General features: G+C 65.8%; 23 protein-coding genes. 13 read left to right on the top strand and 10 right to left on the bottom strand.

Annotation, left to right across the window (positions count from 1 at the left end):
* Positions 1–6: 6 nt before the first annotated feature.
* From ychF to ACNEOT_RS08535, 3 genes are read right to left on the bottom strand one after another with little or no spacing between them, the layout of a single operon-like run.
* Entirely contained in the window at positions 7–1,086 is a 1,080-nt protein-coding gene (gene ychF, locus ACNEOT_RS08545) for a redox-regulated ATPase YchF (protein WP_415973445.1), read from the bottom strand.
* A 12-nt stretch (positions 1,087–1,098) separates the two neighbouring features.
* Positions 1,099–1,893, bottom strand: coding sequence for a TIGR03620 family F420-dependent LLM class oxidoreductase (locus ACNEOT_RS08540; protein WP_415973444.1), 795 nt, complete (start codon positions 1,891–1,893; stop codon positions 1,099–1,101).
* A 34-nt stretch (positions 1,894–1,927) separates the two neighbouring features.
* A complete protein-coding gene (locus ACNEOT_RS08535; protein ID WP_415973443.1) occupies positions 1,928–2,764 on the bottom strand; it encodes a helix-turn-helix transcriptional regulator in 837 nt (278 codons plus the stop codon).
* 102 nt (positions 2,765–2,866) lie between these two features.
* On the opposite strand from ACNEOT_RS08535, the gene ACNEOT_RS08530 reads away from it, so the two are divergent.
* On the top strand, positions 2,867–3,637 hold the full coding sequence (locus ACNEOT_RS08530) for an SDR family NAD(P)-dependent oxidoreductase (RefSeq protein WP_415973442.1): 771 nt from the start codon (positions 2,867–2,869) through the stop codon (positions 3,635–3,637).
* A gap of 31 nt (positions 3,638–3,668) precedes the next feature.
* On the opposite strand, the gene ACNEOT_RS08525 is transcribed toward ACNEOT_RS08530, so the two are convergent.
* The 3 genes from ACNEOT_RS08525 to edd all read right to left on the bottom strand — a co-directional run bounded on the left by ACNEOT_RS08525 (position 3,669) and on the right by edd (position 6,549).
* Positions 3,669–3,980, bottom strand: coding sequence for a CD225/dispanin family protein (locus ACNEOT_RS08525; protein ID WP_415973441.1), 312 nt, complete (start codon positions 3,978–3,980; stop codon positions 3,669–3,671).
* Positions 3,981–4,077: 97 nt separating this feature from the next.
* Positions 4,078–4,719, bottom strand: a complete 642-nt coding sequence (gene eda, locus ACNEOT_RS08520; RefSeq protein WP_415973440.1) for a bifunctional 4-hydroxy-2-oxoglutarate aldolase/2-dehydro-3-deoxy-phosphogluconate aldolase — start codon at positions 4,717–4,719, stop codon at positions 4,078–4,080.
* A 6-nt stretch (positions 4,720–4,725) separates the two neighbouring features.
* Positions 4,726–6,549 (bottom strand): phosphogluconate dehydratase, encoded by a 1,824-nt coding sequence (gene edd / locus ACNEOT_RS08515; RefSeq protein WP_415973439.1) that lies wholly within the window; start codon positions 6,547–6,549, stop codon positions 4,726–4,728.
* Positions 6,550–6,691: 142 nt separating this feature from the next.
* Here edd and ACNEOT_RS08510 point away from each other — a divergent pair, with 142 nt between their 5' ends.
* The 6 genes from ACNEOT_RS08510 (at position 6,692) to ACNEOT_RS08485 (ending at position 13,874) form a co-directional block, all read left to right on the top strand.
* Complete coding sequence (locus ACNEOT_RS08510; protein ID WP_415973438.1) at positions 6,692–7,873, top strand: ROK family protein; 1,182 nt, start codon at positions 6,692–6,694, stop codon at positions 7,871–7,873.
* Between the two features lie 141 nt (positions 7,874–8,014).
* Positions 8,015–10,288: a carbon starvation CstA family protein gene (locus ACNEOT_RS08505; RefSeq protein ID WP_415973437.1), complete on the top strand. Its 2,274-nt coding sequence runs from the start codon at positions 8,015–8,017 to the stop codon at positions 10,286–10,288.
* Entirely contained in the window at positions 10,289–10,459 is a 171-nt protein-coding gene (locus ACNEOT_RS08500) for a YbdD/YjiX family protein (protein ID WP_121873321.1), read from the top strand.
* A gap of 115 nt (positions 10,460–10,574) precedes the next feature.
* Entirely contained in the window at positions 10,575–12,041 is a 1,467-nt protein-coding gene (locus ACNEOT_RS08495) for an AlkA N-terminal domain-containing protein (RefSeq protein ID WP_415973436.1), read from the top strand.
* Positions 12,038–12,553 carry a methylated-DNA--[protein]-cysteine S-methyltransferase gene (locus ACNEOT_RS08490; RefSeq protein WP_415973435.1) on the top strand — a complete coding sequence of 172 codons (516 nt, stop codon included), beginning with the start codon at positions 12,038–12,040 and terminating at the stop codon, positions 12,551–12,553. Before ACNEOT_RS08495 ends, ACNEOT_RS08490 begins: the two co-directional genes overlap by 4 nt.
* A gap of 85 nt (positions 12,554–12,638) precedes the next feature.
* Entirely contained in the window at positions 12,639–13,874 is a 1,236-nt protein-coding gene (locus tag ACNEOT_RS08485) for an AI-2E family transporter (RefSeq protein WP_415973434.1), read from the top strand.
* Here ACNEOT_RS08485 and ACNEOT_RS08480 read toward each other — a convergent pair.
* Positions 13,856–16,864, bottom strand: coding sequence for an AAA family ATPase (locus ACNEOT_RS08480; protein WP_415973433.1), 3,009 nt, complete (start codon positions 16,862–16,864; stop codon positions 13,856–13,858). The two genes, ACNEOT_RS08485 and ACNEOT_RS08480, sit on opposite strands and share 19 nt — an antisense overlap.
* Complete coding sequence (locus ACNEOT_RS08475) at positions 16,861–18,051, bottom strand: exonuclease SbcCD subunit D (RefSeq protein ID WP_415973432.1); 1,191 nt, start codon at positions 18,049–18,051, stop codon at positions 16,861–16,863. The genes ACNEOT_RS08480 and ACNEOT_RS08475 overlap by 4 nt, the downstream gene beginning before the upstream one ends.
* Positions 18,052–18,173: 122 nt before the next feature.
* On the opposite strand from ACNEOT_RS08475, the gene ACNEOT_RS08470 reads away from it, so the two are divergent.
* Both ACNEOT_RS08470 and ACNEOT_RS08465 read left to right on the top strand, forming a co-directional pair.
* Complete coding sequence (locus tag ACNEOT_RS08470) at positions 18,174–19,340, top strand: DNA recombination protein RmuC (RefSeq protein WP_415973431.1); 1,167 nt, start codon at positions 18,174–18,176, stop codon at positions 19,338–19,340.
* Positions 19,341–19,360: 20 nt separating this feature from the next.
* Positions 19,361–20,497, top strand: a complete 1,137-nt coding sequence (locus ACNEOT_RS08465; RefSeq protein WP_415973430.1) for a DUF6542 domain-containing protein — start codon at positions 19,361–19,363, stop codon at positions 20,495–20,497.
* 133 nt (positions 20,498–20,630) lie between these two features.
* Here ACNEOT_RS08465 and ACNEOT_RS08460 read toward each other — a convergent pair whose 3' ends face one another.
* Complete coding sequence (locus tag ACNEOT_RS08460; protein WP_415973429.1) at positions 20,631–21,638, bottom strand: 4-hydroxy-3-methylbut-2-enyl diphosphate reductase; 1,008 nt, start codon at positions 21,636–21,638, stop codon at positions 20,631–20,633.
* A gap of 111 nt (positions 21,639–21,749) precedes the next feature.
* Between ACNEOT_RS08460 and ACNEOT_RS08455 the strand changes: the two genes are divergently transcribed.
* The 3 genes from ACNEOT_RS08455 to ACNEOT_RS08445 all read left to right on the top strand — a co-directional run bounded on the left by ACNEOT_RS08455 (position 21,750) and on the right by ACNEOT_RS08445 (position 23,889).
* Positions 21,750–22,379: a lipid droplet-associated protein gene (locus ACNEOT_RS08455; protein ID WP_415973428.1), complete on the top strand. Its 630-nt coding sequence runs from the start codon at positions 21,750–21,752 to the stop codon at positions 22,377–22,379.
* A gap of 95 nt (positions 22,380–22,474) precedes the next feature.
* A complete protein-coding gene (gene xseA, locus ACNEOT_RS08450; protein WP_415973705.1) occupies positions 22,475–23,653 on the top strand; it encodes an exodeoxyribonuclease VII large subunit in 1,179 nt (392 codons plus the stop codon).
* A gap of 14 nt (positions 23,654–23,667) precedes the next feature.
* A complete protein-coding gene (locus tag ACNEOT_RS08445; protein ID WP_415973427.1) occupies positions 23,668–23,889 on the top strand; it encodes an exodeoxyribonuclease VII small subunit in 222 nt (73 codons plus the stop codon).
* On the opposite strand, the gene ACNEOT_RS08440 is transcribed toward ACNEOT_RS08445, so the two are convergent.
* On the bottom strand, positions 23,886–24,458 hold the full coding sequence (locus tag ACNEOT_RS08440; RefSeq protein WP_415973426.1) for a DUF4245 domain-containing protein: 573 nt from the start codon (positions 24,456–24,458) through the stop codon (positions 23,886–23,888). The genes ACNEOT_RS08445 and ACNEOT_RS08440 overlap by 4 nt on opposite strands.
* Before the next feature lie 135 nt (positions 24,459–24,593).
* On the opposite strand from ACNEOT_RS08440, the gene glpX reads away from it, so the two are divergent.
* Positions 24,594–25,634: a class II fructose-bisphosphatase gene (gene glpX, locus ACNEOT_RS08435; RefSeq protein WP_032380529.1), complete on the top strand. Its 1,041-nt coding sequence runs from the start codon at positions 24,594–24,596 to the stop codon at positions 25,632–25,634.
* The last annotated feature ends 31 nt before the right edge of the window (positions 25,635–25,665 follow it).

Genomic DNA, 25,665 nt, shown 5'->3' with positions numbered 1-25,665 from the left:
AGTCCGTCACACGTTGAAGCGGAACTCCACCACATCGCCGTCGGACATGATGTATTCCTTGCCCTCGATGCGCACCTTGCCGGCAGCCTTGGCCGAGGCCATCGATCCCGCGGCGATGAGGTCTTCGTAGGAAACGATTTCGGCCTTGATGAAGCCGCGCTCGAAGTCGGTGTGGATAACGCCCGCTGCCTGCGGTGCGGTGTCGCCTCGGTGAATTGTCCACGCGCGGGCCTCTTTCGGGCCGGCGGTGAGGTAGGTCTGCAGGCCCAGGGTGTGGAAGCCGGCGCGGGCGAGGGCGTCGAGACCGGGCTCGGTCTGACCGACGGATTCGAGCAGTTCGGCTGCCGATTCCTTGTCGAGTTCGAGCAGTTCCGATTCGATCTTGGCGTCGAGGAACACCGCATCAGCAGGGGCGACGAGACGTGCGAGTTCGCCGATCTTCGCGTCGTCGGTCAGGATCGACTCGTCGGCGTTGAATACGTACAGGAACGGCTTGGTGGTGAGCAGCTGAAATTCCTGCAGCAACTCGAAGTCCAGCTTCGCCTTCGCGGAGAACAGCGTCTTGCCGTCGTTGAGCACGGCCTGCGCTGCCAGCGCTGCGTCGAGTGCAGGCTTGCGATCCTTCTTGATCCGCACCTCTTTCTCGAGACGCGGGATGGCCTTCTCGAGAGTCTGTAGGTCTGCGATCGCGAGTTCGGTTTCGATGACCTCGATGTCTGCGGTCGGATCGACGCGACCGTCGACGTGCACCACGTCGTCGTCGGCGAAGACACGGACGACCTGGCAGATGGCGTCGGCTTCACGGATGTTGGCGAGGAACTTGTTGCCAAGGCCAGCGCCCTCGGACGCACCCTTGACGATGCCTGCGATGTCGACGAACGACACCAGCGCGGGCACGAGCTTCTCCGAACCGAACACCTCGGCCAGCTTCTCGAGCCGAGGATCCGGCAGCGCGACCACACCGACGTTGGGCTCGATGGTGGCGAACGGATAGTTCGCGGCCAGCACATCGTTGTTGGTCAGTGCATTGAAGAGGGTGGACTTGCCGACGTTGGGCAGTCCGACGATTCCGAGGGTGAGGCTCACGGTCTATGGAGTCTACTTTGACGACACCACCAGCTCGGACAGTGCCCGGCCAGCATCGATGCTCGACGCGCCGAGCGGTGCAAGAACCACGTGATCCGCTCCGGCTTCGTGGTGGGCGGCCACCCGATCGGCCATGTCCTCGATGCTCCCCCACACGACCAGGGCGTCGACCAAGCGGTCGCTGAGCTGGTCCACGTCAGCCTCGGTGAACCCCATACGTAGGAAGTTCTGCCGATAGCCGGGGACCGTCGCGAGAAAGCTCAGCGGCTCCCGTGCTGCAGCGCGGGCACGGTCTGGATCGGACTCGACCATGACGAATTGATCGACGACCAGCTCGGCCGCCCCCAGAGAGTGCCGCGCCTGAGCCGTCCACTCGGGTGTCACGAGCAAACCGATTGCGCCGGCTGCGCGGTCTCGGGCCATCTCCAACTTCTTGGGACCCAGCGCCGCGAGCAGTATGCGATCGGCGGGCACCTCGAGCTCGTCGAGGTACTTACGCAACCCCGCCAAAGGTCGAGCAGTCTGCGGTCCGCCCAGGCCGAGGACGAATCGGCCGGAGTCCGAGAGTTCGTCGAACAGTTCCCCGGTCTGCGCGGGCGAGAACACATCGACCGGCACGATGCCAGGAACGATGATGGCCGTCTCGGTGGCTCGAACCAGGTCCACCAACCTGCCGAGTCGATCGATCTGCCCACCCGCGGGCCACAGAGCGGTGAAGCCATATGACTCCAACGTCCGCGCATCGTCGAGATACGACGGTGACACGTCGATCGAAATGCCGATTCTGCCGAGGTTCAGGGTGTCCATGTCTGCGACGCTAGAACCTCGAGCAATGTTCAGGTCAAGAGGTGATCGCCGAATTCGGATCCCAGCTGGCCAGGATGGGCAGGACCTTCGAGGTACTCGACCCCTCCTCGACGGTATAGACGATCAGACTCTGGTTCGGTGCGCTCGGCGACGTCAAGAACTCGATTCCGAATTGGAGGGTGCCTGCCGCCGGGTGCTGGATGATCTTGATTGCACCTGCAAAGTCGGCGACCTCGTGATCGATCCACCATTGCTCGAAACAAGGCTCGGACGAACGCAATTCGTCGATCAACGCGGTCAGGGTCGGGTCTGCTGGTCGACGAGCGAGATCGCGACGCAGCGCTGCGACCGAGGCGGCCGCGAAATGCGACCAGTTCACGATCCGCTCACGCGCGATGGGATTACGGAAGAGGTAGTGGAACAACGAATCCCCGGTAGACGACGGCAGACTCAACACCGCACGAACCAGTGCGTTGCTGGCCAGGATGGTGCCCGAGCGTCCGAGTAGCAGCACCGGGACGTGATCGAGCGCCTTCATGACCTGGAGCAATCCCGGATCCGGTCGCTCCGAGGCGTCGCCGACGGGCCCCGTTGGAGAGGCGAGGTCCAGTAGATGTGCACATTCGACCTCGTCCAGCTTCAGTGCTCGCGCGATCGCTCGGAGCACCTCGTTCGACACGTTGGCCTGGCGTCCCTGTTCGAGTTTGCTGTAGTAATCCGAACTCACCCCGGCCAGCGCGGCCAGCTCTTCTCGCCGCAGCCCCGGCACCCGTCGGGCACCGGGATAGGTGGGCAACCCGGCTTCGGTCGGGGTCATGCGGTCACGCCGATCACGCAGAAACGCACTGAGGGCGGACCTGTCGTTGCTCACGAAATCCACAGTAGCGACACGGGCGATAGCCAACCTGGTCACGACAGACCTAGGCAGAGCGACGCCTGGTTGGTCGAGCCCACCGCCCGTAGACATGACGTCATGACTTCTTCTGCACCACAGCGACTTTTCGGACGGACCGCCGTCATCACCGGATCCACCAGCGGTATCGGTGCCGCCATCGCGTCGACTCTCGCCGCTCACGGCGCATCGGTTGTCGTCAGCGGCCGCGACTCCGCGAAAGGTTCGGCAGTAGTGGACCGAATTACCGCAGCCGACGGCACGGCGACCTTCGTACCGGTGGACCTCTCCGGCAGCTACCAGGACATCCGAGACTTCGCCGGACGCGCTGCCGACGCACTCGGTGGCCGAGTCGACATTCTCGTCAACAACGCCGGCATCTATCCCGCCACCGCAACCGCAGATCTCGCCGACGACCAACTCGACGCAATGCTTGCCGTCAACATCCGGGCTCCGCACGTGCTCGTCGGTGAACTGGCACCGGCCATGGCCGAGCGCGGCAACGGCGTCATCGTGAACATCGGATCGTGGATGGCCACGATGGGAAGCCCGTTCGCTGCGATGTACTCCGCAACCAAGGCCGCCGACGAACAGCTCACTCGCAGTTGGGCCGCAGAGTTCGGGCCACGCGGTGTGCGGGTCAACGCCCTCGCACCCGGTGCGACGCTGACGCCGGGCAACGAGGATGCACGACAGGTGTTGGACGCCATGACGGCCGGCACGCCGGCGGGCACAGTGCTCTCGCCGCAGGACATCGCCGACGGCGTTCTGTTCCTGGTCTCGGACGACGCCGCGATGGTGCACGGCACAACCCTCTACGTCGACGGCGGCATCTCGGTTACCCGCGGATGAGCAGCGCTTGCCGCCATCCGCAGGCCACCGGTCACATGTTCGCGACGACAAGGGCAATGAATGCCAGGTAGAGGACGATGAAGACCACGAAGATGCCCAGCGAGAGCTTGCCGAAGAATCCGGCACGGCTCGACGAATACTGTGCACCCTGAACGTCACCCATCAGCCACAACGGATGAACCTTCAGCGCGTGATTGAACGCCGGGATGGCCAACGGCCAGAAGAAGATGACGGCCACCACGGCCCACCCTGCATTCGAGGCCGGCAGGGCCGGTGCCTGCGCGTAGGGCTGGGCTGCTGGGAACGGCTGCTGAAACTCGGACTGCTCGTACGGACTCGACATGAAAATTTCCCCCGATTGTTCGATGACGGACAGCTATAAGACGCGGCATCGACGCGTCCGGTTCCATCGAATCGAGAATCGTCGGAGTCGAGCTGGATCAGACGAGGTCGGCCGTCGCTGCCGCCAGTGCGACGATCTCGTCCCAATCCTCCTGCGCGACGGCCGAAGCCGGGGTGAGCCACGATCCCCCCACGCAGCCGACGTTCGGCAACGCCAGATAGCTCGACGCGTTGGCAGTGGAGATGCCACCCGTCGGGCAGAATTTTGCGGCGGGGATCGGCGAGTAAATGGACTTCAAGAAATTCGCGCCGCCCGACCCCTCGGCCGGGAAGAACTTGAGCTCGGTGTAGCCGGCCTCGAGGAGGGTGAGCACCTCGGATACCGTTGCAGCGCCGGGTAAGTGGGGCAGCCCGGTGTCTCGCATCGCTTTGGTCAGTGACGGCGTGCAGCCAGGCGAAACCAGAAACTGAGCGCCCGCGTCGGCGGCCTGTTTCGCCTGACCGGGAGTGACGATCGTGCCTGCACCGATCAGGATCTCGGGAACCTCCGCGGCGATGCGCTCGATGGCGTCGAGGGCCACCGGCGTCCGCAGGGTCAGCTCGATTACGGGCACTCCGCCCGCCACCAGGGCGCGGGCTATGGGAACGGCGTGTTCGAGTTCGTCGATGACGACGACGGGGATGACGGGTACGCGGTCGAGCAGGGATGCAGTCAATTTCTTACCTTTTTCTTGAGCCATCGAGGGTCAACGCATCACGAACATGGCACCCTCGTCGGCCGGACCGACGATCGCACGCATCCCGGAGAACAGGTCACGACCGGTACTCGACCACTCGTCGGCGTCCAACACACGACCGGTGACCGGCCGTGCCTCGAATTCGGCGAGCGGAACGTCGATCGACAATGTTCCACCGAGGGAATCGAGGGTGATCACGTCACCGTCCAGGATCTTCGCGATCGGTCCGCCACTCGCGGCCTCGGGCGTCAAATGAATTGCTGCAGGGACCTTCCCGGAGGCTCCCGACATCCGGCCATCGGTGATCAGGGCGACGGACCGGCCTCGATCCTGCAGGATTCCCAGTGCCGGGGTGAGCTTGTGCAGCTCGGGCATTCCGTTGGCCTGCGGTCCCTGATAGCGCAGCACCGCAACGAAATCGGAGTCGAGCAGCCCCGCGTCGAAAGCCGCGAGGAAGTCCGCCTGGTCGTCGAATACCCGCGCCGGCCCGCTGACCACCCGATGTTCCGGCGCCACCGCGGAGGTCTTGATCACGCACTTGCCGATCGGCCCGGTCAGCATCTTCAGTCCGCCGTCGGCACTGAAGGGCTCGCTCGCTCCACGTAACACGCTGGCGTCGTGGCTGATTCGCGTGCCGTCCTGCCACATGACGCCGTCCCCGTCCAGCTTCGGTTCCTGCGTGTAGCGCGAAAGACCCTTGCCCGCAATGGTTGTGACGTCCTCATGCATCAACCCCGCGTCGAGCAGAGACCCGATGACGAACCCGAGACCGCCTGCCGCGTGGAAGTGGTTGACGTCCGCCTTGCCGTTCGGGTAGATCCGCGCCATCAGCGGTACGACGGCCGACAGATCGGACAGGTCCTGCCAGGTCAACGTGATGCCGGCGGCCTTCGCGATCGCGACGAGGTGCATCGTGTGGTTGGTCGAACCACCGGTGGCGAGCAACGCGACGCAGCCGTTGACGATCGACTTCTCGTCGACTATCTCCCCCACCGGCGTGTAATTGTCACCGAGCGACGTCAGGCCGGTGACGACGTGGGCGGCCTCGCGGGTCAATGCGTCGCGCATCGCAGTTCCGGGGTTCACGAACGACGATCCCGGCAGGTGCAGACCCATGACCTCCATGAGCAGCTGATTGGAATTGGCCGTTCCGAAGAACGTGCACGTGCCACTGCCGTGATACGACGCGGCCTCGGCGTCCAGCAGCGCCTCGCGGCCCACCTTGCCCTCGGCGTAGAGCTGGCGCGCTTTTGCCTTCTCCCCGTTGGGGAGTCCGGACGTCATCGGTCCCGCGGGCACGAACACCGCGGGGAGATGACCGAAACTCAGTGCGCCGATGAGCATTCCGGGGACGATCTTGTCGCACACCCCGAGCATGAGGGTGGCGTCGAACATGTCGTGGGACAACGCGATTGCGGTCGACATCGCGATGATGTCGCGACTGAAGAGCGAGAGCTGCATGCCGTCGCGACCCTGGGTGATGCCGTCGCACATGGCGGGAACGCCGCCGGCGAACTGCGCGATGCCACCGGCGTCGATAACGGACTTCTTGAGCACGGCGGGGTAGGTCTCGAACGGCTTGTGCGCCGAGAGCATGTCGTTGTACGCGGACACGATGGCGATGTTGGGTTTGACCATGCCGCGGAGGGCCTGCTTGTCGGCCGTGCCGGAGGCAGCGAAGCCGTGGGCGATGTTGGCGCAGGCGAGGCGTCCTCGGGCGGGGCCTCGATCCCCCGCGTCTGCGATGCGAGCGAGATATGTGGTGCGGGCGGACTGGCTGCGGTCTGCGATGCGGTCGGTGACCTGCCGCAGAACCGGATGAAGTGTGTCCATGAGCATCTCCGATGTTCGGTCTCTCACGATCAACCCTAAGGCCGCTTGGGTCGTCCAGCAACCCAACTTATGTTTTTCGAAGTTATAAGTGGCACTTCTTAGGCTGTTGCCGGAAAAGTTGCCAGTTGGTTGAATGGCGTCCATGTCGATGCCGCGCCTGAGCGCTCCACCTGCAACGGCAGGTGGCATCTTCGCTCTCGTTCGCGACGGAGACGCCGAAACCCGCACGGAACTCGGCCGGATCACCGGCCTCTCCCGGTCGGCCGTCGCCTCCCGCGTCGCCGCGCTCACCGAACTCGGCCTCGTCGTCGAAACCGAGGACACGCATTCGACCGGCGGCCGACCTCCCGCACGGCTGTCCTTCGACGTCGACGCCGGCGTCGTACTCGCCGCCGCGATCGGACGCAGTCGCTCCCAACTGGGAGTCTTCACACTCGGCGGGGAACTGCTCGCGAGCGACAGCGTCGACCAGGAGATCGGCGTCGGCCCGGACGAGCTGATGCCGCAGATCACCAAGCGTCTGGAAGCACTCCTCGACGAATCGCAGCGAACCGGCCACCGCATCCTCGGGGTCGGTCTGTCCATCCCCGGCACTGCGGACACCGACCGGGGTTGCAGCCTGGATTCGCCGATCATGCACGGCTGGGACGGGGTGCCGCTGGCGCCGTTCTTCGCCGACACCACATCGGCTCCGGTGTTTCTCGACAACGACGCCAATGCGATGGTCCTGGCCGAACGCCGAGACAATCGAGATCGCTTCCGCAATGCCCTGCTGGTCAAAGCGTCGACGGGCCTGGGAGCCGGAATCGTCGCAGGCGGCGCGCTGCAGCGTGGATCACTAGGAGCTGCAGGCGAATTCGGCCACACCAAGACTGCAGCCGCAGTGGGCGTCGCGTGCAGGTGCGGCGACAGCGGCTGCCTCGAAGCCATCGCCGGCGGCTGGGCACTGGTGCGCGCGCTCAACGAGCAGGGGCGCAATGTCGGCCACATCCGCGGCGTCGTCGACCTCGCGGTGAGCGGAGACCCGGAAGCGCGCAGACTCATCCGCGACAGTGGCCGCCACATCGGCGAAACTCTGGCCGGTGCCGTGAACCTGCTCAACCCCGAAGTGCTCATCATCGGCGGCGACATGGCGAACGCCTACGACATCTTCGTCGCCGGGCTGCGTGAAACCGTCTACGGAAACGCCACCGCCCTGGCCACCAAGGCCCTCACCATCCAGGCCACCACCCACGGCGACCTCTCCGGGGTCATCGGCAGCGCAGCACTGGTATTGGACCAGGTACTCAGCGCCCGAGCCGTCGACGACGCCCTCGGCGGCTGATCTGCGGGCATCTCGGCAGGGTTGCCGCTCGTCGCACTCCAGCAACCGCCGAGCGCACCGCGATGCGTCGATTCGAGGACGTGCACCCGCGCCGCACATAGGGTGATCGCAGTCACACCTGCGACCATGGAGACCCCACACATGTCACTGAAAGCGGCCGACGAACCACACGTCGAATTGCTGAAGACAGATCCCGATCTACCGCCCGTCGGCGTCGTCGAGTCACATCCGATGACCACGATCAAGCGGCTCATGCTCGTTGCCATCGGCCTGCTCGGCGGCGTCGCCTGGACGATCATCGCCATCGTCCGCGGTGAGAACCCCAACGCCGTCTGGTTCGTCATCGCCGCGGTGTGCACGTACATCTTCGCTTTTCGCTTCTACGCCAGGCTGATCGAACGCAAGATCGTCTTCCCGCGCGACGACCGCGCCACGCCCGCCGAAATTCTGGAGAACGGCAGGGACTACATGCCGACGGACCGTCGGGTGCTGTTCGGCCACCACTTCGCCGCGATCGCCGGAGCCGGACCGCTCGTCGGACCCGTCCTCGCCGCTCAGATGGGCTACCTGCCCGGCACCATGTGGATCATCATCGGCGTCGTGTTCGCCGGTGCCGTACAGGATTTCCTGGTGCTCTGGATCTCGACGCGTCGGCACGGCCGCAGCCTCGGACAGATGGCCCGAGACGAACTCGGAGTGATCGGCGGAACCGCCGCCCTGGTCGCGGTGTTCGTCATCATGATCATCCTCATCGCGGTGCTCGCCCTCGTCGTCGTCAACGCACTCGCCGAAAGCCCGTGGGGCGTCTTCTCCATCGCGCTGACCATCCCGATCGCACTGTTCATGGGCGTCTACCTGCGCTTCCTGCGACCGGGCAACGTCACCGAGGTCTCCCTCATCGGCGTCGTCCTGCTGCTGCTCGCGATCGTCTCCGGCGGCTGGGTAGCCGAAACCGAATGGGGCACAGACTGGTTCACCCTCTCCAAGGTGACCGTCGCCTGGCTGCTGATCGGCTACGGCCTGCTCGCCTGCATCCTGCCTGTGTGGCTGCTGCTCGCACCGCGCGACTACCTCTCGACGTTCATGAAGGTCGGCACCATCGCACTGCTGGCCGTCGGCATCCTCATCGCACGTCCCGAGATCCAGATGCCGGCAATGACGAGTTTCGCCACCGAGGGCAACGGCCCGGCATTCGCAGGATCGCTGTTCCCGTTCCTGTTCATCACCATCGCCTGCGGTGCGCTCTCCGGGTTCCACGCTCTGATCTCCTCCGGCACCACGCCGAAGTTGCTCGAGAAGGAAAAGCAGATGCGCATGATCGGCTACGGCGGCATGCTCACCGAGTCCTTCGTCGCCATCATGGCGTTGATCACGGCCTGCGTTCTGGATCAGCACATCTACTTCGCACTGAACGCTCCGACGACGCTGACCGGTGGCACACCTGAGACTGCGGCGGAGTACGTCAGCAAATTGCCGCTGAGCGGCGATGCCATCACCCCCGCCGAATTGAGCCAGGCTGCAGCCGATGTGGGCGAGGAGTCGATCATCTCGCGCACCGGCGGCGCACCGACGTTGGCGTTCGGTATGTCCGAGGTACTGCACCAGGTGTTCGGCGGGCCGGGGCTCAAGTCGTTCTGGTACCACTTCGCGATCATGTTCGAGGCACTGTTCATCCTCACCACGGTCGACGCCGGAACCCGCGTCGCGCGCTTCATGCTCTCCGACAGCATCGGCAACCTGCCCGGCTCGACGGCCAAGAAGTTCAAGGATCCGTCCTGGCGTCCCGGTGCCTGGATCTGCTCCCTCATCGTCGTCGCAGCATGGGGCGCAATCCTTCTCATGGGCGTCACCGATCCACTCGGCGGCATCAACACCCTGTTCCCGCTGTTCGGTATCGCCAACCAGCTTCTCGCCGCGATCGCACTGACGGTGGTGCTGGTGATCGTCGTCAAGCGTGGCCTCTACAAGTGGGCCTGGATCCCCGGACTCCCCCTTGCCTGGGACCTCATCGTCACCATGACGGCGTCGTACCAGAAGATCTTCTCCTCCGTCCCGGCCATCGGATACTGGACGCAACACTCGCAGTTCCGCGACGCAAAGGCGCAGGGCCTGAGCACCTTCGGCAGCGCCAAGACCCCCGAGGCCATCGACGCCGTCATCCGCAACACCTTCATCCAGGGCACGCTGTCGATCATCTTCGCGGTGCTGGTGCTGGTCGTCGTGTTCGCCGGAGTGTGGGTGTGCGTCAAAGCCGTTCGCGGAGTCGATCTTCCGGACAACGAGGAGCCCGAGGTGCCGTCGAAGATCTTCGGCCCCACCGGTTTCGTCCTCACCCCGGCGGAGAAGAAGATCCAGGCCGAATGGGACGAGCTGATCGAAGCAGGTACCGTCCGCCGCCCCGGATCGGCGCACTAGATGCGCGGGCTGTGGTGGTGGATCACCTCGGTGATGGGCGACCACGATTACGACCGCTATGTCGCCCATCTGGCCCGCCACCACCCGGGCCAGCAGCCACCGACCGTGCGGCAGTACTGGAAGGACCGCCACGCAGAGGCGGACCGAAACCCGGGGGCCCGCTGCTGTTAGGGCTTCGCCCTCGTGCGCGTTTTGCGTAGCTGGAGGTACGCAAAACGCGCACGAGGGGCGCAGCCACGTCCGATTTCCGCTAGCTCCGACACGTCCGCACTGACACAGTGGACGTATGAGCAGCGACAGTCAGGTGCAAGAACTGGACTTCGATCGGTGTTATCGCGCAGTCTCCTCGCGTGACGCACGGTTCGACGGCCAGTTCTTCACCGCCGTCTCCACCACCGGCATCTACTGCCGCCCCTCCTGCCCGGCCCGCACACCCAAGCCCGGCAACGTCTCGTTCCTGGCCACCGCGGCGGCGGCGCAACAATCCGGCTACCGCGCCTGCCGCCGCTGCCAGCCCGACGCCACTCCCGGTTCCCCACGCTGGAACATCCACTCGGATCTCAGTTCTCGCGCCATGCGGCTGATCTCCGACGGAGCCGTCGAACGCGGTGGCGTCGACGGCCTCGCCGGCACCCTCGGCTACTCGACCCGGCAACTGACCCGCGTGCTCACAGCCGAAGTCGGGGCAGGACCGCTCGCTCTGGCCCGCGCGCATCGCGCCCACACCGCCCGCACGCTGATCCAGACCACCGACATGTCGATGGCCGACGTCGCCTTCGCGGCCGGCTTTTCCAGCGTCCGGCAGTTCAACGACACCATCAAGGAAGTCTTCGCCGTCGACCCGTCGACGCTGCGCCGCGAGGCACACCGCACCGCCGTCTCGGCCGCAGGCGGAACCGTCACACTGCGGTTGCCTTACCGCCAACCTTTGGACCGTGGCTGGATCGAGTGGTTCCTCAAGGGCCACGTGGTCGAGGGCATCGAGTCCTTCGCCGAGGATGGGGAATACGTGCGCTCGCTAGCCCTGCCGCACGCAGCCGGGCTCGTGGCATTACGGGTGATGGACGGATACATCAGTGCCGCAGTGACATTGCAGGACATGCGCGATCTGGCACCCGCCGTCGCCCGGATCCGACACCTACTCGATCTCGATGCCGATCCAGTCGCCGTCGACGACGCCCTACGCAGCGATCCGCAGTTGGCACCGAGCGTCGACGCCCACCCCGGCATCCGCGCCCTCGGAGTGGTCGACGGCGCAGAGATGTTGCTGCGCACCGTGATCGGGCAGCAGATCTCACTGAAGGCAGCCGCCACCCACACCGCCCGGCTCGTCGATGCCCTCGGCGCACCCCTGGACTTCGGCGACGGACGCGTCACCCGACTGTTCCCCGAACCCGCCGTCATCGCCGAACGAGGCCACGAGATACTCACCGGACCTGCCGCCCGAGTACAGACCGTCATCCGCGTCGCCGACGCCATCGCGTCGGGAAGCGTCGTGCTGCATCCCGCGCGAGAAGGGCCGGAACTCGAGCGAGAACTGCTCGCACTCAAAGGAATCGGCCCTTGGACCGCCCGTTATGTCGTGATGCGGCTACTCGGCGACCCCGATGTTCTGCTCGACACCGATCTCGTCGTCCGTCAAGGCGCTCAGGCGCTGGACATCTCGTTGGACAATTCTGCCCGCTGGGCTCCGTGGCGTTCATACGTCTCGATGCACCTGTGGATCACCGCACTGGAAAGAAGAGAAGCATGACCGCCGGTATTTTCACCCCAGCAACCGCCGCGACGCAGGACACCCCGATCGGTCCGTTCACCACCATCGTCGACGCCGATCAGCGCGTCCTCGCATCCGGATGGACCGCCGACGTCGAGGAGCTCCGCATACTGATCCACCCGACGATGCGGCCCGACACCGTGCGTGACGCGCCGGACCTCGGCGAGGTGACCCGAGCCGTCGATGCCTACCATCGCGGCGAGTTGACCGTGATCGACTCCGTTGCCGTCGCCCAACGATCCGGCGAATTTCTCATGCATGCCTGGGGCGTGCTGCGAACCGTCGAACCCGGGGCACCGGTGACCTATTCACAGTTCGCAGAACTGTCCGGCCGACCAACCGCCATCCGCGGTGCGGCGTCGGCCTGCGCTCGCAATGCCGCCGCGCTGTTCGTGCCGTGCCACCGGGTGGTGCGGATCGGCGGCGCCCTCGGCGGCTTTCGTTGGGGATTGCCGGTGAAGAAGTGGTTGCTGGCGCATGAAGCCGCCTGATCGAAGGCGGTGACGCGAGCCCACCGCATGCCGGGACGTTATGGTTCTTCACGAACCGCCACCCGCCGAATGTGAGGACCCCACAGTGACCGAATCGGCAGTTCCCGGCAGTACGTCGAAGTCCGAGTCCAGCCGAGACCGCGGTGACCTCATCGGGGTCGGCGGCATGTGGCTTGCCAAGTGGTCGCTGATCCTCATTTCGATCGCCGCCGGAGCGTGGGTGTTGGGCTGGCTGATCGGGCATCTCTGGGTCATTCTGCTTCCGGTCCTGCTCGCGGTGATCGTCGCAACGGTGTTGTGGCCGCCGGCGAAGCTGATGATGCGTCTGGGCTTTCCTCCCGCCTTGGCCGCGTCGGTATCGCTCGTCGTGTTCTTCGTCGTCATCGGCGGCGTGATCACCCTGATCATCCCCTCGGTCGCCGAGCAGGCTCCCGAGTTGGTCGACCAGGCGTCGGGCGGTATCGCACAGGTTCAGGACTGGCTGAAGGGTCCGCCGCTCAACATCGGCGACGACCAGATCGACTCGGCGGTGTCGGCCATCGTCTCGCGCCTGCAGGACAGCGGGGAGGTCATCGCCAGCGGTGTCTTCAGTGGTGTGTCGGCTGCCGGCTCGCTACTGGTCACCTTGGCGCTGGTCTTGGTTCTGACGTTCTTCTTCGTCAAGGACGGACCGAAATTTTTGCCGTGGCTGCACGGATTCTCCGGTGGCCGCGCCGGAACCCACCTGGGCGAGGTGCTGTCGCGAATGTGGGCGACGCTGGGCGGGTTCATCCGAACCCAGGCCATCGTCAGTTTCATCGACGCCATCTTCATCGGTGTCGGCCTCGTCATTCTCGGCGTTCCGCTGGCACTGGTACTGGCAACCTTGACGTTCATCGGCGGCTTCATCCCGATCATCGGTGCCTTCGTCGCGGGCGCTCTCGCGGTACTGGTCGCTCTGGTGGCGAACGGCCTGACGACAGCGCTGATCGTGCTCGCCATCATCGTGGCGGTGCAGCAGCTGGAGGGCAATGTGCTGCAGCCGATTCTGCAGAGCCGCAGCATGAACCTGCATCCGGCGATAGTGCTGCTGGCCGTCGCCGGCGGCAGCTCGCTGTTCGGCATCATCGGCGCATTCCTCGCAGTGCCCGCCGCAGCGGTCGCAGCAGTGCTGATCAGGTACCTGTCCGAGCAGATCGACGCACGCTCGACCGAACCGGATCAGGACGAGCTCGAAGACGAGATCCCGCCGCCCGAAGGACTGACCGACGAACAGGCCGGTCTGGACGAGGACGAGTCGAAGTCCGACAAACCTGCCTCGGGTCAGGACGCGACGACCTGAAGGGTGGACCCGGTGCGCTCCCGCTTGACGTAGAGGCGACTGGGAATTCGCTGCCGCATCTCGTCGACGTGACTGACGACGCCGACGACGCGTCCGCCCGCGCGTAGTTCGTCGAGGACGGCCATCACCGATTCGAGGGTGTCGGCGTCGAGCGTGCCGAATCCTTCGTCGATGAACATGGTGTCCAGCACTACGCCGCCCGATTCGGCGGCCACGACGTCGGCCAGACCCAGCGCAAGCGAGAGCGAGGCGAGGAACGCTTCACCGCCCGAGAGCGTCTTCGCGGAGCGCACGACGCCGGTGTAGTCGTCCCGGATGTCCAACCCGAGACCGCCGCGCTTCCCGCGGACGCCCGCCTCGTCGGAGTGGACGAATTCGTAACGCCCCGAAGACATTCGACGCAGCCGCGCGGATGCAGACTCGGCGACGTCCTCGAGTCGGGACGCAAGAACGTAGGACCGCAACGACATCTTGCGTGCATTCTGGCCGCGGCCTGCCACCACGTCCGCCAGGTTGGCGAGCTCGTCGAATTCGGCCCGCTGCGGCGCAATGGCCTGGGCTGCGGTGAACAGTTCGGCGATCAGTCGTTCCAGATCGTCTGCGCGCCTTCGGCATTCCGCAACCGACGCGGCGGCAGCCCTGACCTGGCCGTCCAACTCCTCGCAGGCCAGACGCAACGGGTCGAGATCAACCGGTGGCTGCCCGGCGACGGCCACGATGGCGGGCTCGCAGAGAACATGTTCGGCGTGTGCTCTGGTCTCCTCGGCTGCGCGGAGTTCGGCCTCGATCCGTTCGGCACGGTCTGCCGCCAAAACTGCCCCGGCTGCGGCGTCGACGGAATCGAAGTTCGACGCCTCCACTCGTCGATCGAGTTGTGCGAGTAGAACATCCGCCTGCGCGGTGGCGTCGAGCCACTCGATGCGCGCCTCTTGAATTCTTCGGGCACCGTCGATCGACGCTTCTCGCTCGGCAATTCGGTCCACCAGCGAGACACCCTCGTCGACCTCCGCGGCCACCGATGCGCGCATCTGCGCCACGGATTCCTCGGTGACCGATATGCGCTCGTCCACGGCGCCGCGCGAGGCGACGAGATCGTGAAGCGTGACCGTCAGCGCAGCCGACTCGCTGCGCAGCCGCCTCAGCTCCGCGTGTGCCGGGTCGACATCGGCAGCACTCTCGCGGGCAACCCGCAGTGCGCTGGTTGCAGCGTCGAGGATCTGGGCCGATTCCGCAGTGGAGGCTCCACCGGTGCGGTCGTGCAGCAGGTCGACGCCGCGTCGTGCTTCTGCGACATCTGCGACCGCAAGATCGAGCACAGCCGCGGCCTTACGTTCCGCGGCAGCAGCCTTGTCTTCCTGCGCCTTCGTGACGGTCGACGGCGACGCCGCAGCAGGATGCGGGTGCACCTGCGACCCACACACCACGCAGGGCTCGCCCGCAGACAACCGAGCCGCCAGCTCGGCCGCCATCCCATCGATGCGGCGCTCACGGAGATCGAGCAGATGCTCCCAGGCCTTGTTGTGGGCCGCTCCAGCGGTGTCGCGGGCACGTTCGGCCTCGGCCAGAGCGGCACGCTTGCGCACCAATTCGAGTGCAGACTCCGCTGCCAGGCGGGCCCGTACGCAGCGCTCCTCCAGGCCCGCCAGCTCTGCCGCAGCCGCGGAGGCTCGTGCCATCCGCGATTCGACGGCTGCGATCTTCTCGGGCATCGAGTTCTGTGTCTGCACGGTGCGTTCTATCGCTGCTGCGGTGGTGCGTTGCTGTGCACGATAGTCGGCGAGAGTGGCGTCGAGCCGGTCCGCTTCGCGGGTGAGACCGAGCAGAGACTGCAGCCGCGCCACGTCGATGGTCCAGGTGCGCACGAACTCGGCGATGACAGTGCGCTCGTCCGCAGGGTCGGCAGGCGCGGGCGGCCAGTGCAACGCGTCGCGGAAGCGCTGTCCCTCGGCGGTGTCGGGCAGAGCGCTGTCGGCCGCGGCAAGTGCAGCAGTCGCCGCATCGGCTGCCGCCCGTGCGAGGCGAAGGTCGGCTGCGGCGTCTGCGATCGGGCCTGCCGCCGCGGAATCCGAGAGTGTGCGTCGCAGCGCTGCCCGAGCCGCTTCACCGTCGCGGTACTGCGCCAGTTGGCTCTCGGCGAGCGCACGCCGCCGCTGCAGATCGAGGACGGTGGAGGCAGAGGCAAGAGCTGCCGACGCGCGCCGAGCTGCCGCGTCGACCAACACCGCCCGACCTTGCGCGAGAGTCCGGTTCTGTCGTGCGTCGTCGAGAACGTCGGCGGCCCATTCGAGGGGATCGGGTTGCTCGCCGTTCTCGTTCGCGGGCTCGGGCACTCCCGATGCCTGTGATACCCGGCCGAGCATGATGTCGATGCCGTGGTGAGCGTCGGCGAGTTCGGCGGCCAACTCTCGACGGCGCCGCGCGAACCACTCTTCGACATCACCGAATCTGCCTGTGTCGAAGAGTCTTTCGAGCAGGTTTCCGCGCTCGTCGCTGTCGGCGCGCAGGAATCGCGCGAACTCGCCCTGCGGCAGCAGCACCACCTGAAAGAACTGGTCGGCGCTCATTCCGAGCAATGCATTGACGGCGTCACCGATCTCGCTGAGCCGAGTGAGGTTCTGCCCACGGCCGTCGAGCCAGGTGAGACTGGCTTTGGCATGTTGTTTGGTGGTGCCCGTGCTTCGGAGCTTGGGCCGCAGGAACTCCGGACTGCGCACGATCCTGACGCGTCGACCACCGAGTGTCGCTTCCAACGTGACCTGTGGAACCGCTCCGGTGGGAGCGTGATCGGACAGCAGCCGCTTGCCCTCACGGCGAGCTCCGGGCACGGTTCCGTACAGCGCGAACGCGACGGCGTCGAGGACCGTCGTCTTGCCTGCTCCGGTGTGGCCGTGCAGGAGGAAGAGCCCGTCGGCTCCGAGGGCGTCGAAGTCCACCGTCTCCGTACCGGCAAAGGGACCGAAGGCGGTGATCTCGAGTGAATGCAGCCTCATGCGGCGCCGCGGTCGGCTGCGGTGGCCTGCTCGCGAGTGGACTCGGTTTCGCGTTGTACGGAACTCAGCGCGCGAGCCAGGAGTGCGGACTCCGCTGCGGTGGGTGCGCTTCGCATATCCGTCACGAACGAGGTGGCGATGTCGAGATCGCTACGGCCGCGCACTCGGTCGCGGTAGCGAAGCTCGCCGGAACCCTCGGGGCGACGCCACTCCAGATGTATCGCGTGCGGAAAACGCCGCTGCAGCAGTCGCATTGCGTCCACCGGACGCACCTCGTCGGTGAGGACGGCGGAGACGTAGTGGTCCTCGAACTCGCAATAGGCTGTGTCTGTTGTCAATTCCTCGACGGTGCCTTCGATTCGGGCGAGGCCGCGTACCACCGGCAGGTCCACTCGCTCGACGCTGCAGAGGCCGTCGGCATCGAGGTCGAGAATCCAGACGGCCTTGCGGTGCGATCGTTCACCGAACGAGTACGGCAAGGGAGAACCGGAGTACCGCACTCGATCGGTGAGAGTCTGTGGGGAATGCAGATGGCCCAGCGCCACGTAGTCGACGCCGTCGAACGCCGATGCCGGTGCTGTTTCGATACCTCCGGAGGAGATCGAACGCTCCGAACCCGTCGCCTCACCGCCGACGATGAACGCGTGGGCGAGCACGACCGAGCGAACGGGTTGCCCTGCATCACTTCTCGCTGTCAGGTCACCGCGCACCCGATCCATCGCAGCACCGAGCACGTCGGCGTGGGTGCGCGCAGAGGGAACGTCGAGTTCGACTCGCGTGGTCTCGGGCTCGAGATACGGGATGCCGTAGAAGGCAACGCAGCCGTGCTCGTCGTCGATGACGACCGGGGTTGCGACGTCACCGACCCGGGTCATCAGATGCAGCCCTCCCGCCGAGGCGAACGCAGCACCGGCTCCGAGCCGCGCGGGTGAATCGTGGTTTCCCGACGTCGCGACGATCACGGCACCTGCTGCTCGAATTGCTTCCAGTCCGCGATTGCAGACGAGGACTGCGTCCGCACTGGGAACTGCGCGGTCGTAGATGTCGCCCGGTACTACCACCACGTCGATCGATTGTGCCGCAACCAGTTTCGCGATGGACTCGAGCACAGCGCCCTGGTCGGCCAACAGGTCGACACCGTGAAAGGTGCGACCGATATGCCAGTCCGAGGTGTGCAGGATTCTCATACCGACGACGCTATCGGGAACCACCGACAAACTCTCCGAGGCGAGTCGGCCTGTCGGAACCCAGCGTGATCGACGGGCTTCGCGAACGAAAGTTGTCGGTACCGTCCTGCATCATCTGCGCCATGAACATTCTCACCGCGTTCGGCCTGCTCGTGGCTCTCGGCATCGGCGCGGCAATGGGCTGGCTGTTGCATGCCTCTCGGACGGGCGATCGGGCCGTCCGAGCGGAAGCTCAACTGTCTGCTCTTCGCCAGAACGAGGCGCTGCTCCGCCAGTCGCTCGGCGCGGTGAACGAGGATTCTGCGCGACGCAATTCGACGGTCATCGGTCAGCAGATCTCCCACCTCGTCGAGCCGCTGCACGACGCTGTCGATGCGCTCTCCGAGCACGTGCGGCAGGTGGAACACAATCGCATCAGGGCGTACGCGGGCCTGTCGGAGCAAGTCACCGGCATGCATCGAGCGTCGATGCATCTGTCCACCCAGACCGGCCAGCTGGTGACTGCGCTGCGGGCACCGCAGATCCGGGGCCGGTGGGGTGAGATCCAGCTCGAACGAGTCGTCGAGCTGGCGGGGATGGTCAAACACTGCGATTTCGACACGCAGGTCGGCAAGGACGGCATCAGACCGGACATGATCGTCCGCCTCGCCGGAGGTCGTCAGATCGTCGTCGACGCCAAGGTGCCGTTCGCGGCCTATCTCGACGCTGCTCAGGACGAGGATCCCGGCACCAGGGAGAAGAATCTGCGTCGCCATGCCAAACAGCTACGCACCCACATCGACCAGTTGGCCGACAAGGCGTACTGGCAGGCGTTCGAGCCGACACCGGAGTTCGTCGTGCTGTTCGTTCCCGGCGACCCGTTTCTCGACGCTGCCCTCACCTCGGACACGAGTCTGCTCGAGTACGCCTTCGGCCGGAACGTGATCCTGGCCACGCCCACCACTCTGATCGCCTTGTTGCGCACCGTCGCCTACACGTGGAAGCAGGAGTCGCTGGCCGAGGATGCGGCGCGGATCCAGCAACTGGGACGCGAGCTGTACGCGCGGATCGGCGTCGTCTCGACACACCTGAACAAGCTCGGAGCCCACCTCGGCAAGGCGGTGGAGTCCTTCAATTCCACCGTCGGATCGGTCGACACCCGCGTGAGTGTGACGGCGAGAAAGCTGCACGAGCTCGAGCTGTTCGACGCCGATCCCGTGGACATCGCCAGAGTGGACGAGCGACCCACACTGTCCGATTCATCCCGCTACCGGCACGACTTCGGTCATGTCAGCGATGCAGTCGGCTGAACAACGGCTAACCTCGGGGGGTGTCTACCTCCCAACGTGCCCGCTCCGGGGTACCGCTGGATCACCGGTCCATCCTCGCGACCCTGCCCGGCGTGCCCGCTTGGGGTGCCGTCGCGATCGCTGCGGGACTGACTTTTCTCGGATTCCTCATCGATGCCGCCCGTGGAACCGAGCTGACCGGTGCGTTCGCGTTCATGTACGTCCTCGGCTGCATCGCCGGCGTCCTTCTCGTTCGCTTCCGCGGACTGTTCACCGCGATGGTGCAAGCCCCGCTGATCCTGTTCGTGGCCGTGCCACTGTCGTACCAGTACTTCACCGACAACGCAGGCACCAGCCTCAAGGACATCATCCTCAACGTCGCCATTCCGCTGGTCAACCGCTTTCCTCTGATGCTGCTCGGCACCGTGGTTGCGGTCGGCCTCGGCGCGCTGCGCATCGTGCTCAAACGACAGAACACACATGCTCCCGCCGCTCGACGCAGCCCGAAGCTCAGCGACGACAAGCCCACCAGAGCGCAGCGACGAGCACAGGAAGAACGACCCGAACGGTCCCGCAGGCGAGCAGCTGCGGCCGATCGCAGCACCGTGTCCGCAACCGAGGCCACCGACATCGTGCCCGAGCCGTACGTCGGCCGCAGGAGCAGCGAATCTCGCCCGCGCACCGACCCTCGTTCCAGCGCGACCCCTCGCGCTGGTACGCGTGCCGCGACCGATCCGACCGTGAGCCCTCGTCGATCGGCTGCGCCGGCAGCACCACAGCCTCGATACACCGCCACCGACTCCCCCCGGCAGGACTACAAGCCCGAGTACCAGAAGCCGGACTATCAGAAGCCCGAGTACCCGCGCGCGCAGTATCCGCAGGCACAGTCCCGGCAGTCGTCCGAGTCACGGCACACGGCAGAGCCCCGCTATTCGGCTGAACCCCGTTACTCGTCGGAGCCTGGTCGCGAGCGCTCGGCGCGAGTGCAGTCTCCTCGCGAGGTCGCCGATCCGTACAGCACCGGAGCGCGGCCCGTCGCGACTCCCCCGATGAGTGCTCCCGGCAACACGACCGCCGGCAGCGGCCACGGCAATCACGCCGCCCCTGCCTCGCACCGGGACGATATTCCCCCGCATCCGGTGCCGCAGGTCCGCTACCGCGACCGCCACACGGACTGAACAACGGCCTACTGGCCGGGCGTTGCGCGCACGACGAATCGAAAAACGCCCCCGTGGTGATCCGAGCCCGTAGTACCGGGCGTGGATCACAACGAGGGGCGTTTTTTGTGCTCAGCCTGCGCGCGATCTGGTTCTAGCGAGCCGGGCGTAGCTCGCGGGGCAGGGAGAACACCAGGGTCTCGTTCGCGGTGGTGACCGGCTGCACGTCTGCGTATCCGTGCTCGGCGAACAGTTCGATGACGCCCTGCACCAGAATTTCCGGGACGGACGCACCCGAGGTGATGCCGATCGTCTCGACCCCGTCGAGCCAGGCCAAGTCGATTTCCTTCGCGTAGTCGACCAGATAGCTGGCCCGCGCCCCGGCTCCCAGTGCCACCTCGACCAGACGCACCGAGTTCGAGGAGTTCTTCGATCCGACGACGATCACCAGGTCGCATTCCGGTGCCATGGCCTTCACCGCGACCTGACGGTTTTGGGTGGCGTAGCAGATGTCGTCGCTCGGGGGGTCCTGCAGTGCCGGGAAGCGCTCACGCAGTTTCGCGACCGTCGTCATCGTTTCGTCGACGCTCAGCGTGGTCTGCGAGAGCCAGATGACCTTGTTCTCGTCCCGGACGGTGACGTTGCCGACCGACTCGGGGCCGTCCACCAGCTGAATGTGATCGGGAGCCTCACCGGCGGTGCCCTCGACCTCCTCGTGGCCCTCGTGCCCGATCAGCAGGATGTCGTAATCGTCCCGGGCGAAGCGCTTGGCTTCCTGATGCACCTTGGTGACCAACGGGCAGGTGGCGTCGATGGTGCGCAGATTCCGCTCGGCCGCAGAGGTGTGCACGGCGGGCGACACACCGTGCGCCGAGAACACCAGCAGAGATCCCTCCGGCACCTCGTCGGTCTCCTCCACGAACACCGCGCCACGATCGGACAGCGTCTCGACCACGTGTCGGTTGTGCACGATCTCCTTGCGCACGTACACCGGCGCACCGTGCTGCTCCAGTGCCTTCTCGACCGTCTCGACCGCACGATCGACACCCGCGCAGTAACCTCGCGGCTCAGCGAGCAGCACTCGCTTACCCCCTGCATAGGCGGACTTACCCGCACCGGCGGAGTGTGCAATACCAAGATTCAGAGGAACAGCCGAAGACATACCGTCCAGGATACGTGCACCCTGTTCGGCTGCCTCCCTCCCGCGCGGCCCCGATGCCCGCTACAGGGTGTCGGCTACCCAAAGTTCACCGTTTCGGGCAGTCTGGTGCACATGACTCGAGTCCCCTTTGCAGCGCGTGTGGCTGCCGGCGTCGCGGTGACCGTCGTGGAAGAGGCGCGCAAGCTTCCCGGTTCCGCCCTGATGTTGCCGATGACCGTCGTCAGCGAAGCGCTCGCGCGCAGCATGCGGCTGCAGCAACAGGTGACGGCGCTGGCCATCAAGGGCGATCTGATCATCGCGAACCTGCCGATCATCGGAACCCCACACGAAGAGCAGCCTGCATGGGCCAGCTTCGACGAGGACGGCGACGAGACCTTCGACACCGCCTTCGATCCCGATTCGAGATTCGACGACGCTGCCATCACCGACGATGTCGATGTGCCCGACGCGCCCGTGGCCGAACCGGTTGCCGCGAACGGCCGCTTTGCGCTGTACTCGACGCCACCGCTGGACGAGCCGGTGCAAGACACCTCGGCCAAGCGCGCTCCGTCCGCTGCCAAGCCGGAGATAGTCGAGATGATCGATTTCGACACCCTCGCCCTGGCACAGCTGCGCGCCCGCCTGCGCACCCTGTCGATCGAGGACCTCGAAACTCTCCTGGACTACGAGAACGACACGCTTTCCCGCGCACCCTTCCAGACGATGCTCGCCAACCGCATCACCACCGCCAAGGCCAAGTGAGCACTCCCCCAACCCAGTCCGGTCCCACCCAGCCAGGTTCGACACAGGCAGGCGCGAGCACCGCCGAGCAACCGTGGCCGGTGCGTACCGTCGCCATGAAGGTCGCCGGGTGGATCGACAAGCTCGGCAGCATCTGGGTCGAGGGCCAGCTGACGCAGATCAATGCTCGTCCCGGCACCCGCACCGCGTTTCTGACGCTGCGCGACCCGTCGGCCGACATGTCGTTGTCGGTGACGTGCTCGCCGCAGTTGCTGGACCGCTCCCCCGTTCCCCTGACCGAGGGTGCGCGCGTCATCCTCTACGGCAAGCTGTCGTTCTTCACCGGCCGTGGAACGATCTCGCTGCGCGCCACGGATATTCGTGCTGTTGGCGTCGGCGAACTGCTCGCCCGCATCGAACGACTCCGAGCCCTGCTGGCCGCGGAGGGGTTGTTCGACCCACGCCTCAAACGACCGCTCCCGTTTCTGCCGGGCACCATCGGCCTCATCACCGCGCGCGCCAGCGCAGCCGAGAAGGACGTGCTCACCGTCGCGCAGAGGCGTTGGCCCGCAGTACGATTCGAGGTTCGCAACACTCCGGTACAGGGTCCGCAATCGGTCCCGGCAATTCTGGACGCGCTGAAGGACCTGAACGACGACCCGAACGTCGACGTCATCATCCTCGCCCGCGGCGGCGGTAGCGTCGAGGATCTGCTTCCGTTCTCGGACGAGGCCCTGTGCCGCGCCATCTCTCGGGCCACCACACCGATCGTCAGCGCCATCGGCCACGAACCCGACAGCCCGCTGAGCGATCACGTCGCAGATCTGCGGGCCGCAACGCCTACCGATGCCGCCAAACTCGTGGTGCCCGACGCCGTCGCCGAACAAGCCCTTGTCTCGGAATTGAAGTCGAGAAGTGCTGCCGCGCTACGTAATTGGGTGGAGCGCGAGGCCCGCGGACTGGACATGCTCCGGCACCGACCGGTACTGGCGGACCCACTGGCCTCGCTCGACCAACGGCGCGAGGAAGTGCAACGCCTGCTCGACGCTGCTCGACGCGACGTACAACGCGAACTCACCACCCAGGACACGCTCGTCGAGCATCTACGGGCCCGGCTCTCGACGCTGGGGCCTGCTGCCACACTTGCCCGGGGCTACGCCGTCGTACAGCGGGTGGTTGCGGGTTCGGATCCCGAGGTGCTGCGTTCGGTCGAGGACGCACCACCGGGTACACAGATCAGAGTGCGGGTGGCCGACGGTGCCGTCACCGCCGCAGTCATGGGCCGAGTCAAATGACACAAGGAGTACGGATGAGCGAGAACGACAAGCCGGTATCGGAATTGGGCTACGAAGAGGCCCGCGACGAACTGGTGGGTGTGGTGAAGATCCTCGAGCAGGGCGGGCTCGATCTGGACGCCTCCCTCGCCCTGTGGGAGCGGGGCGAGCAGCTGGCCGCTCGATGCGAGGAACAGCTCGCCGGTGCTCGCAAGCGGATCGAGACCGCGCTCGCGAGCACCGAGAAGGACAGCTAGGGCACGAGCGGTTCGGTGACCTCGAGGGCCGCCGCCAGCGTGGTGAAGTCCTCGGTTCCTGCTGTGCCGCCCAGCAGGATTCGCACGTCGCCGAAGTCCGAAACCCAGTACGTCCGTGAGCCTTCCTCGCCGTAGACCACCCAGTCTCGACCCGAGACGTTCTGCGCGCCCGACGCGTACGCCGTCTCACTTCCGGCCACGAACGGAACCAACTGTTCCTCGGTTGCCGAACTCTGCGTCAGTTGTAGGTAAGCACCGGTGCCGGTGATGTATCCGACAGTCGACGCTGCGCCTCCACTGTCGCCGGAGATGGTCGCGCGGCTACCCGAATTGGGCGTCCAGTCCTCGGGAACAACCGGATTACGCACCGGGAAGCCGATTTCCGCAGCGTCGTACTGCAGTGCGGAATTCACGTCGAAATTCGGAATGGGACCCTGCTTGGGCCCACCGGGGCTGAGCGAGCATTGGCTGGCAACCCCCGCGATCAACAGACACGCAATGACCAGCGGAATGAGCGACCAGACCATGTCGCGGTTGTTGTTGAGAATCCGAGGTTTGCTGTTTGCCACAGCACCAGTATCCCCTCTGCGCGGCGATGCTCGATCGGCGCGTGCCTCACAGCCGACCCGACCCCACCGCGGGCATCACAGAAGTGAGATAATCGCGCCTGGGTAACACCCCACCAAACAGGAGGCTACAAACCGATGACGGCCAGCACCGAGTCCACTCGCGCCATGGCGCCAGATCGCAACCTCGCACTCGAACTCGTACGCGTCACCGAGGCCGGTGCGCTCGCCTCGGGTCGCTGGGTCGGTCGCGGCGACAAGGAAGGCGGCGACGGAGCTGCAGTCGACGCCATGCGTCAGCTGGTCGCCTCGGTCTCGATGCGCGGCGTCGTCGTCATCGGCGAGGGTGAGAAGGACGAAGCGCCGATGCTCTACAACGGCGAAGAGGTCGGCAACGGCAACGGACCCGACGTCGACTTCGCCGTCGATCCGGTGGACGGAACCACACTGATGGCCAAGGGCATGCCCAACGCCATCTCGGTACTCGCCGTCGCCGAGCGCGGCGCGATGTTCGACCCGTCCGCCGTCTTCTACATGGAGAAGATCGCCGTCGGACCCGACTACGCGGATGTCATCGACATCACCGCGCCCGTCGCCGAGAACATCGCCCGCATCGCCAAGATCAAGAAGGGATCCGCCTCGGACGTCACGGTGTGCATCCTCGATCGTCCCCGGCACGCCGAACTGATCCAGCAGGTGCGCGACGCCGGATCCCGAATCCGGTTGATCTCCGACGGTGACGTCGCCGGTGCCATCGCCGCCGCCCGCCCCGACTCGGGAACCGACATGCTGATCGGCATCGGTGGCACGCCCGAGGGCATCATCGCCGCCGCCGCGATGCGCTGTATGGACGGCGCCATCCTGGGGCGTCTGGCACCCACGGACGACGACGAGAAGCAGAAAGCCATCGACGCGGGCCACGACCTGGACCGCGTCCTCGACACCAAGGACCTCGTCTCCGGCGAGAACGTCTTCTTCACCGCCACCGGCGTCACCGACGGCGATCTGCTGCGCGGCGTCCGCTACGCGGGCGGCGGAGCGCACACCCAGTCCATCGTCATGCGATCGAAGTCCGGCACCGTCCGCATGATCGACGCCTACCACCGCCTCGAGAAGCTGCGCGAGTACTCCTCGGTCGACTTCGACGCCGACGAATCCGGCCAGGCACCGTCGTTCTGACCACGTTCACCTCCACCGCACCCACCACTGG

Origin of the sequence: Rhodococcus sp. 077-4 (genome assembly GCF_047782425.1) — a bacterium.
In the GTDB taxonomy this organism is placed as follows: Bacteria; Actinomycetota; Actinomycetes; order Mycobacteriales; family Mycobacteriaceae; genus Rhodococcoides.
The sequence above is the reverse complement of the archived record's forward strand: the minus strand, read 5'-3'. Positions and strand labels throughout refer to the sequence as shown.

Coding starts and splice junctions, on each gene's coding strand:
- ACNEOT_RS08540 (WP_415973444.1), bottom strand. CDS start 1,893: ATGGACACCCTGAACCTCGGCAGAATCGGCATTTCGATCGACGTGTCA.
- ACNEOT_RS08530 (WP_415973442.1), top strand. CDS start 2,867: ATGACTTCTTCTGCACCACAGCGACTTTTCGGACGGACCGCCGTCATC.
- ACNEOT_RS08525 (WP_415973441.1), bottom strand. CDS start 3,980: ATGTCGAGTCCGTACGAGCAGTCCGAGTTTCAGCAGCCGTTCCCAGCA.
- eda (WP_415973440.1), bottom strand. CDS start 4,719: ATGGCTCAAGAAAAAGGTAAGAAATTGACTGCATCCCTGCTCGACCGC.
- edd (WP_415973439.1), bottom strand. CDS start 6,549: ATGGACACACTTCATCCGGTTCTGCGGCAGGTCACCGACCGCATCGCA.
- ACNEOT_RS08510 (WP_415973438.1), top strand. CDS start 6,692: ATGTCGATGCCGCGCCTGAGCGCTCCACCTGCAACGGCAGGTGGCATC.
- ACNEOT_RS08505 (WP_415973437.1), top strand. CDS start 8,015: ATGTCACTGAAAGCGGCCGACGAACCACACGTCGAATTGCTGAAGACA.
- ACNEOT_RS08500 (WP_121873321.1), top strand. CDS start 10,289: ATGCGCGGGCTGTGGTGGTGGATCACCTCGGTGATGGGCGACCACGAT.
- ACNEOT_RS08495 (WP_415973436.1), top strand. CDS start 10,575: ATGAGCAGCGACAGTCAGGTGCAAGAACTGGACTTCGATCGGTGTTAT.
- ACNEOT_RS08490 (WP_415973435.1), top strand. CDS start 12,038: ATGACCGCCGGTATTTTCACCCCAGCAACCGCCGCGACGCAGGACACC.
- ACNEOT_RS08480 (WP_415973433.1), bottom strand. CDS start 16,864: ATGAGGCTGCATTCACTCGAGATCACCGCCTTCGGTCCCTTTGCCGGT.
- ACNEOT_RS08475 (WP_415973432.1), bottom strand. CDS start 18,051: ATGAGAATCCTGCACACCTCGGACTGGCATATCGGTCGCACCTTTCAC.
- ACNEOT_RS08470 (WP_415973431.1), top strand. CDS start 18,174: ATGAACATTCTCACCGCGTTCGGCCTGCTCGTGGCTCTCGGCATCGGC.
- ACNEOT_RS08460 (WP_415973429.1), bottom strand. CDS start 21,638: ATGTCTTCGGCTGTTCCTCTGAATCTTGGTATTGCACACTCCGCCGGT.
- ACNEOT_RS08455 (WP_415973428.1), top strand. CDS start 21,750: ATGACTCGAGTCCCCTTTGCAGCGCGTGTGGCTGCCGGCGTCGCGGTG.
- xseA (WP_415973705.1), top strand. CDS start 22,475: ATGAAGGTCGCCGGGTGGATCGACAAGCTCGGCAGCATCTGGGTCGAG.
- ACNEOT_RS08445 (WP_415973427.1), top strand. CDS start 23,668: ATGAGCGAGAACGACAAGCCGGTATCGGAATTGGGCTACGAAGAGGCC.
- glpX (WP_032380529.1), top strand. CDS start 24,594: ATGACGGCCAGCACCGAGTCCACTCGCGCCATGGCGCCAGATCGCAAC.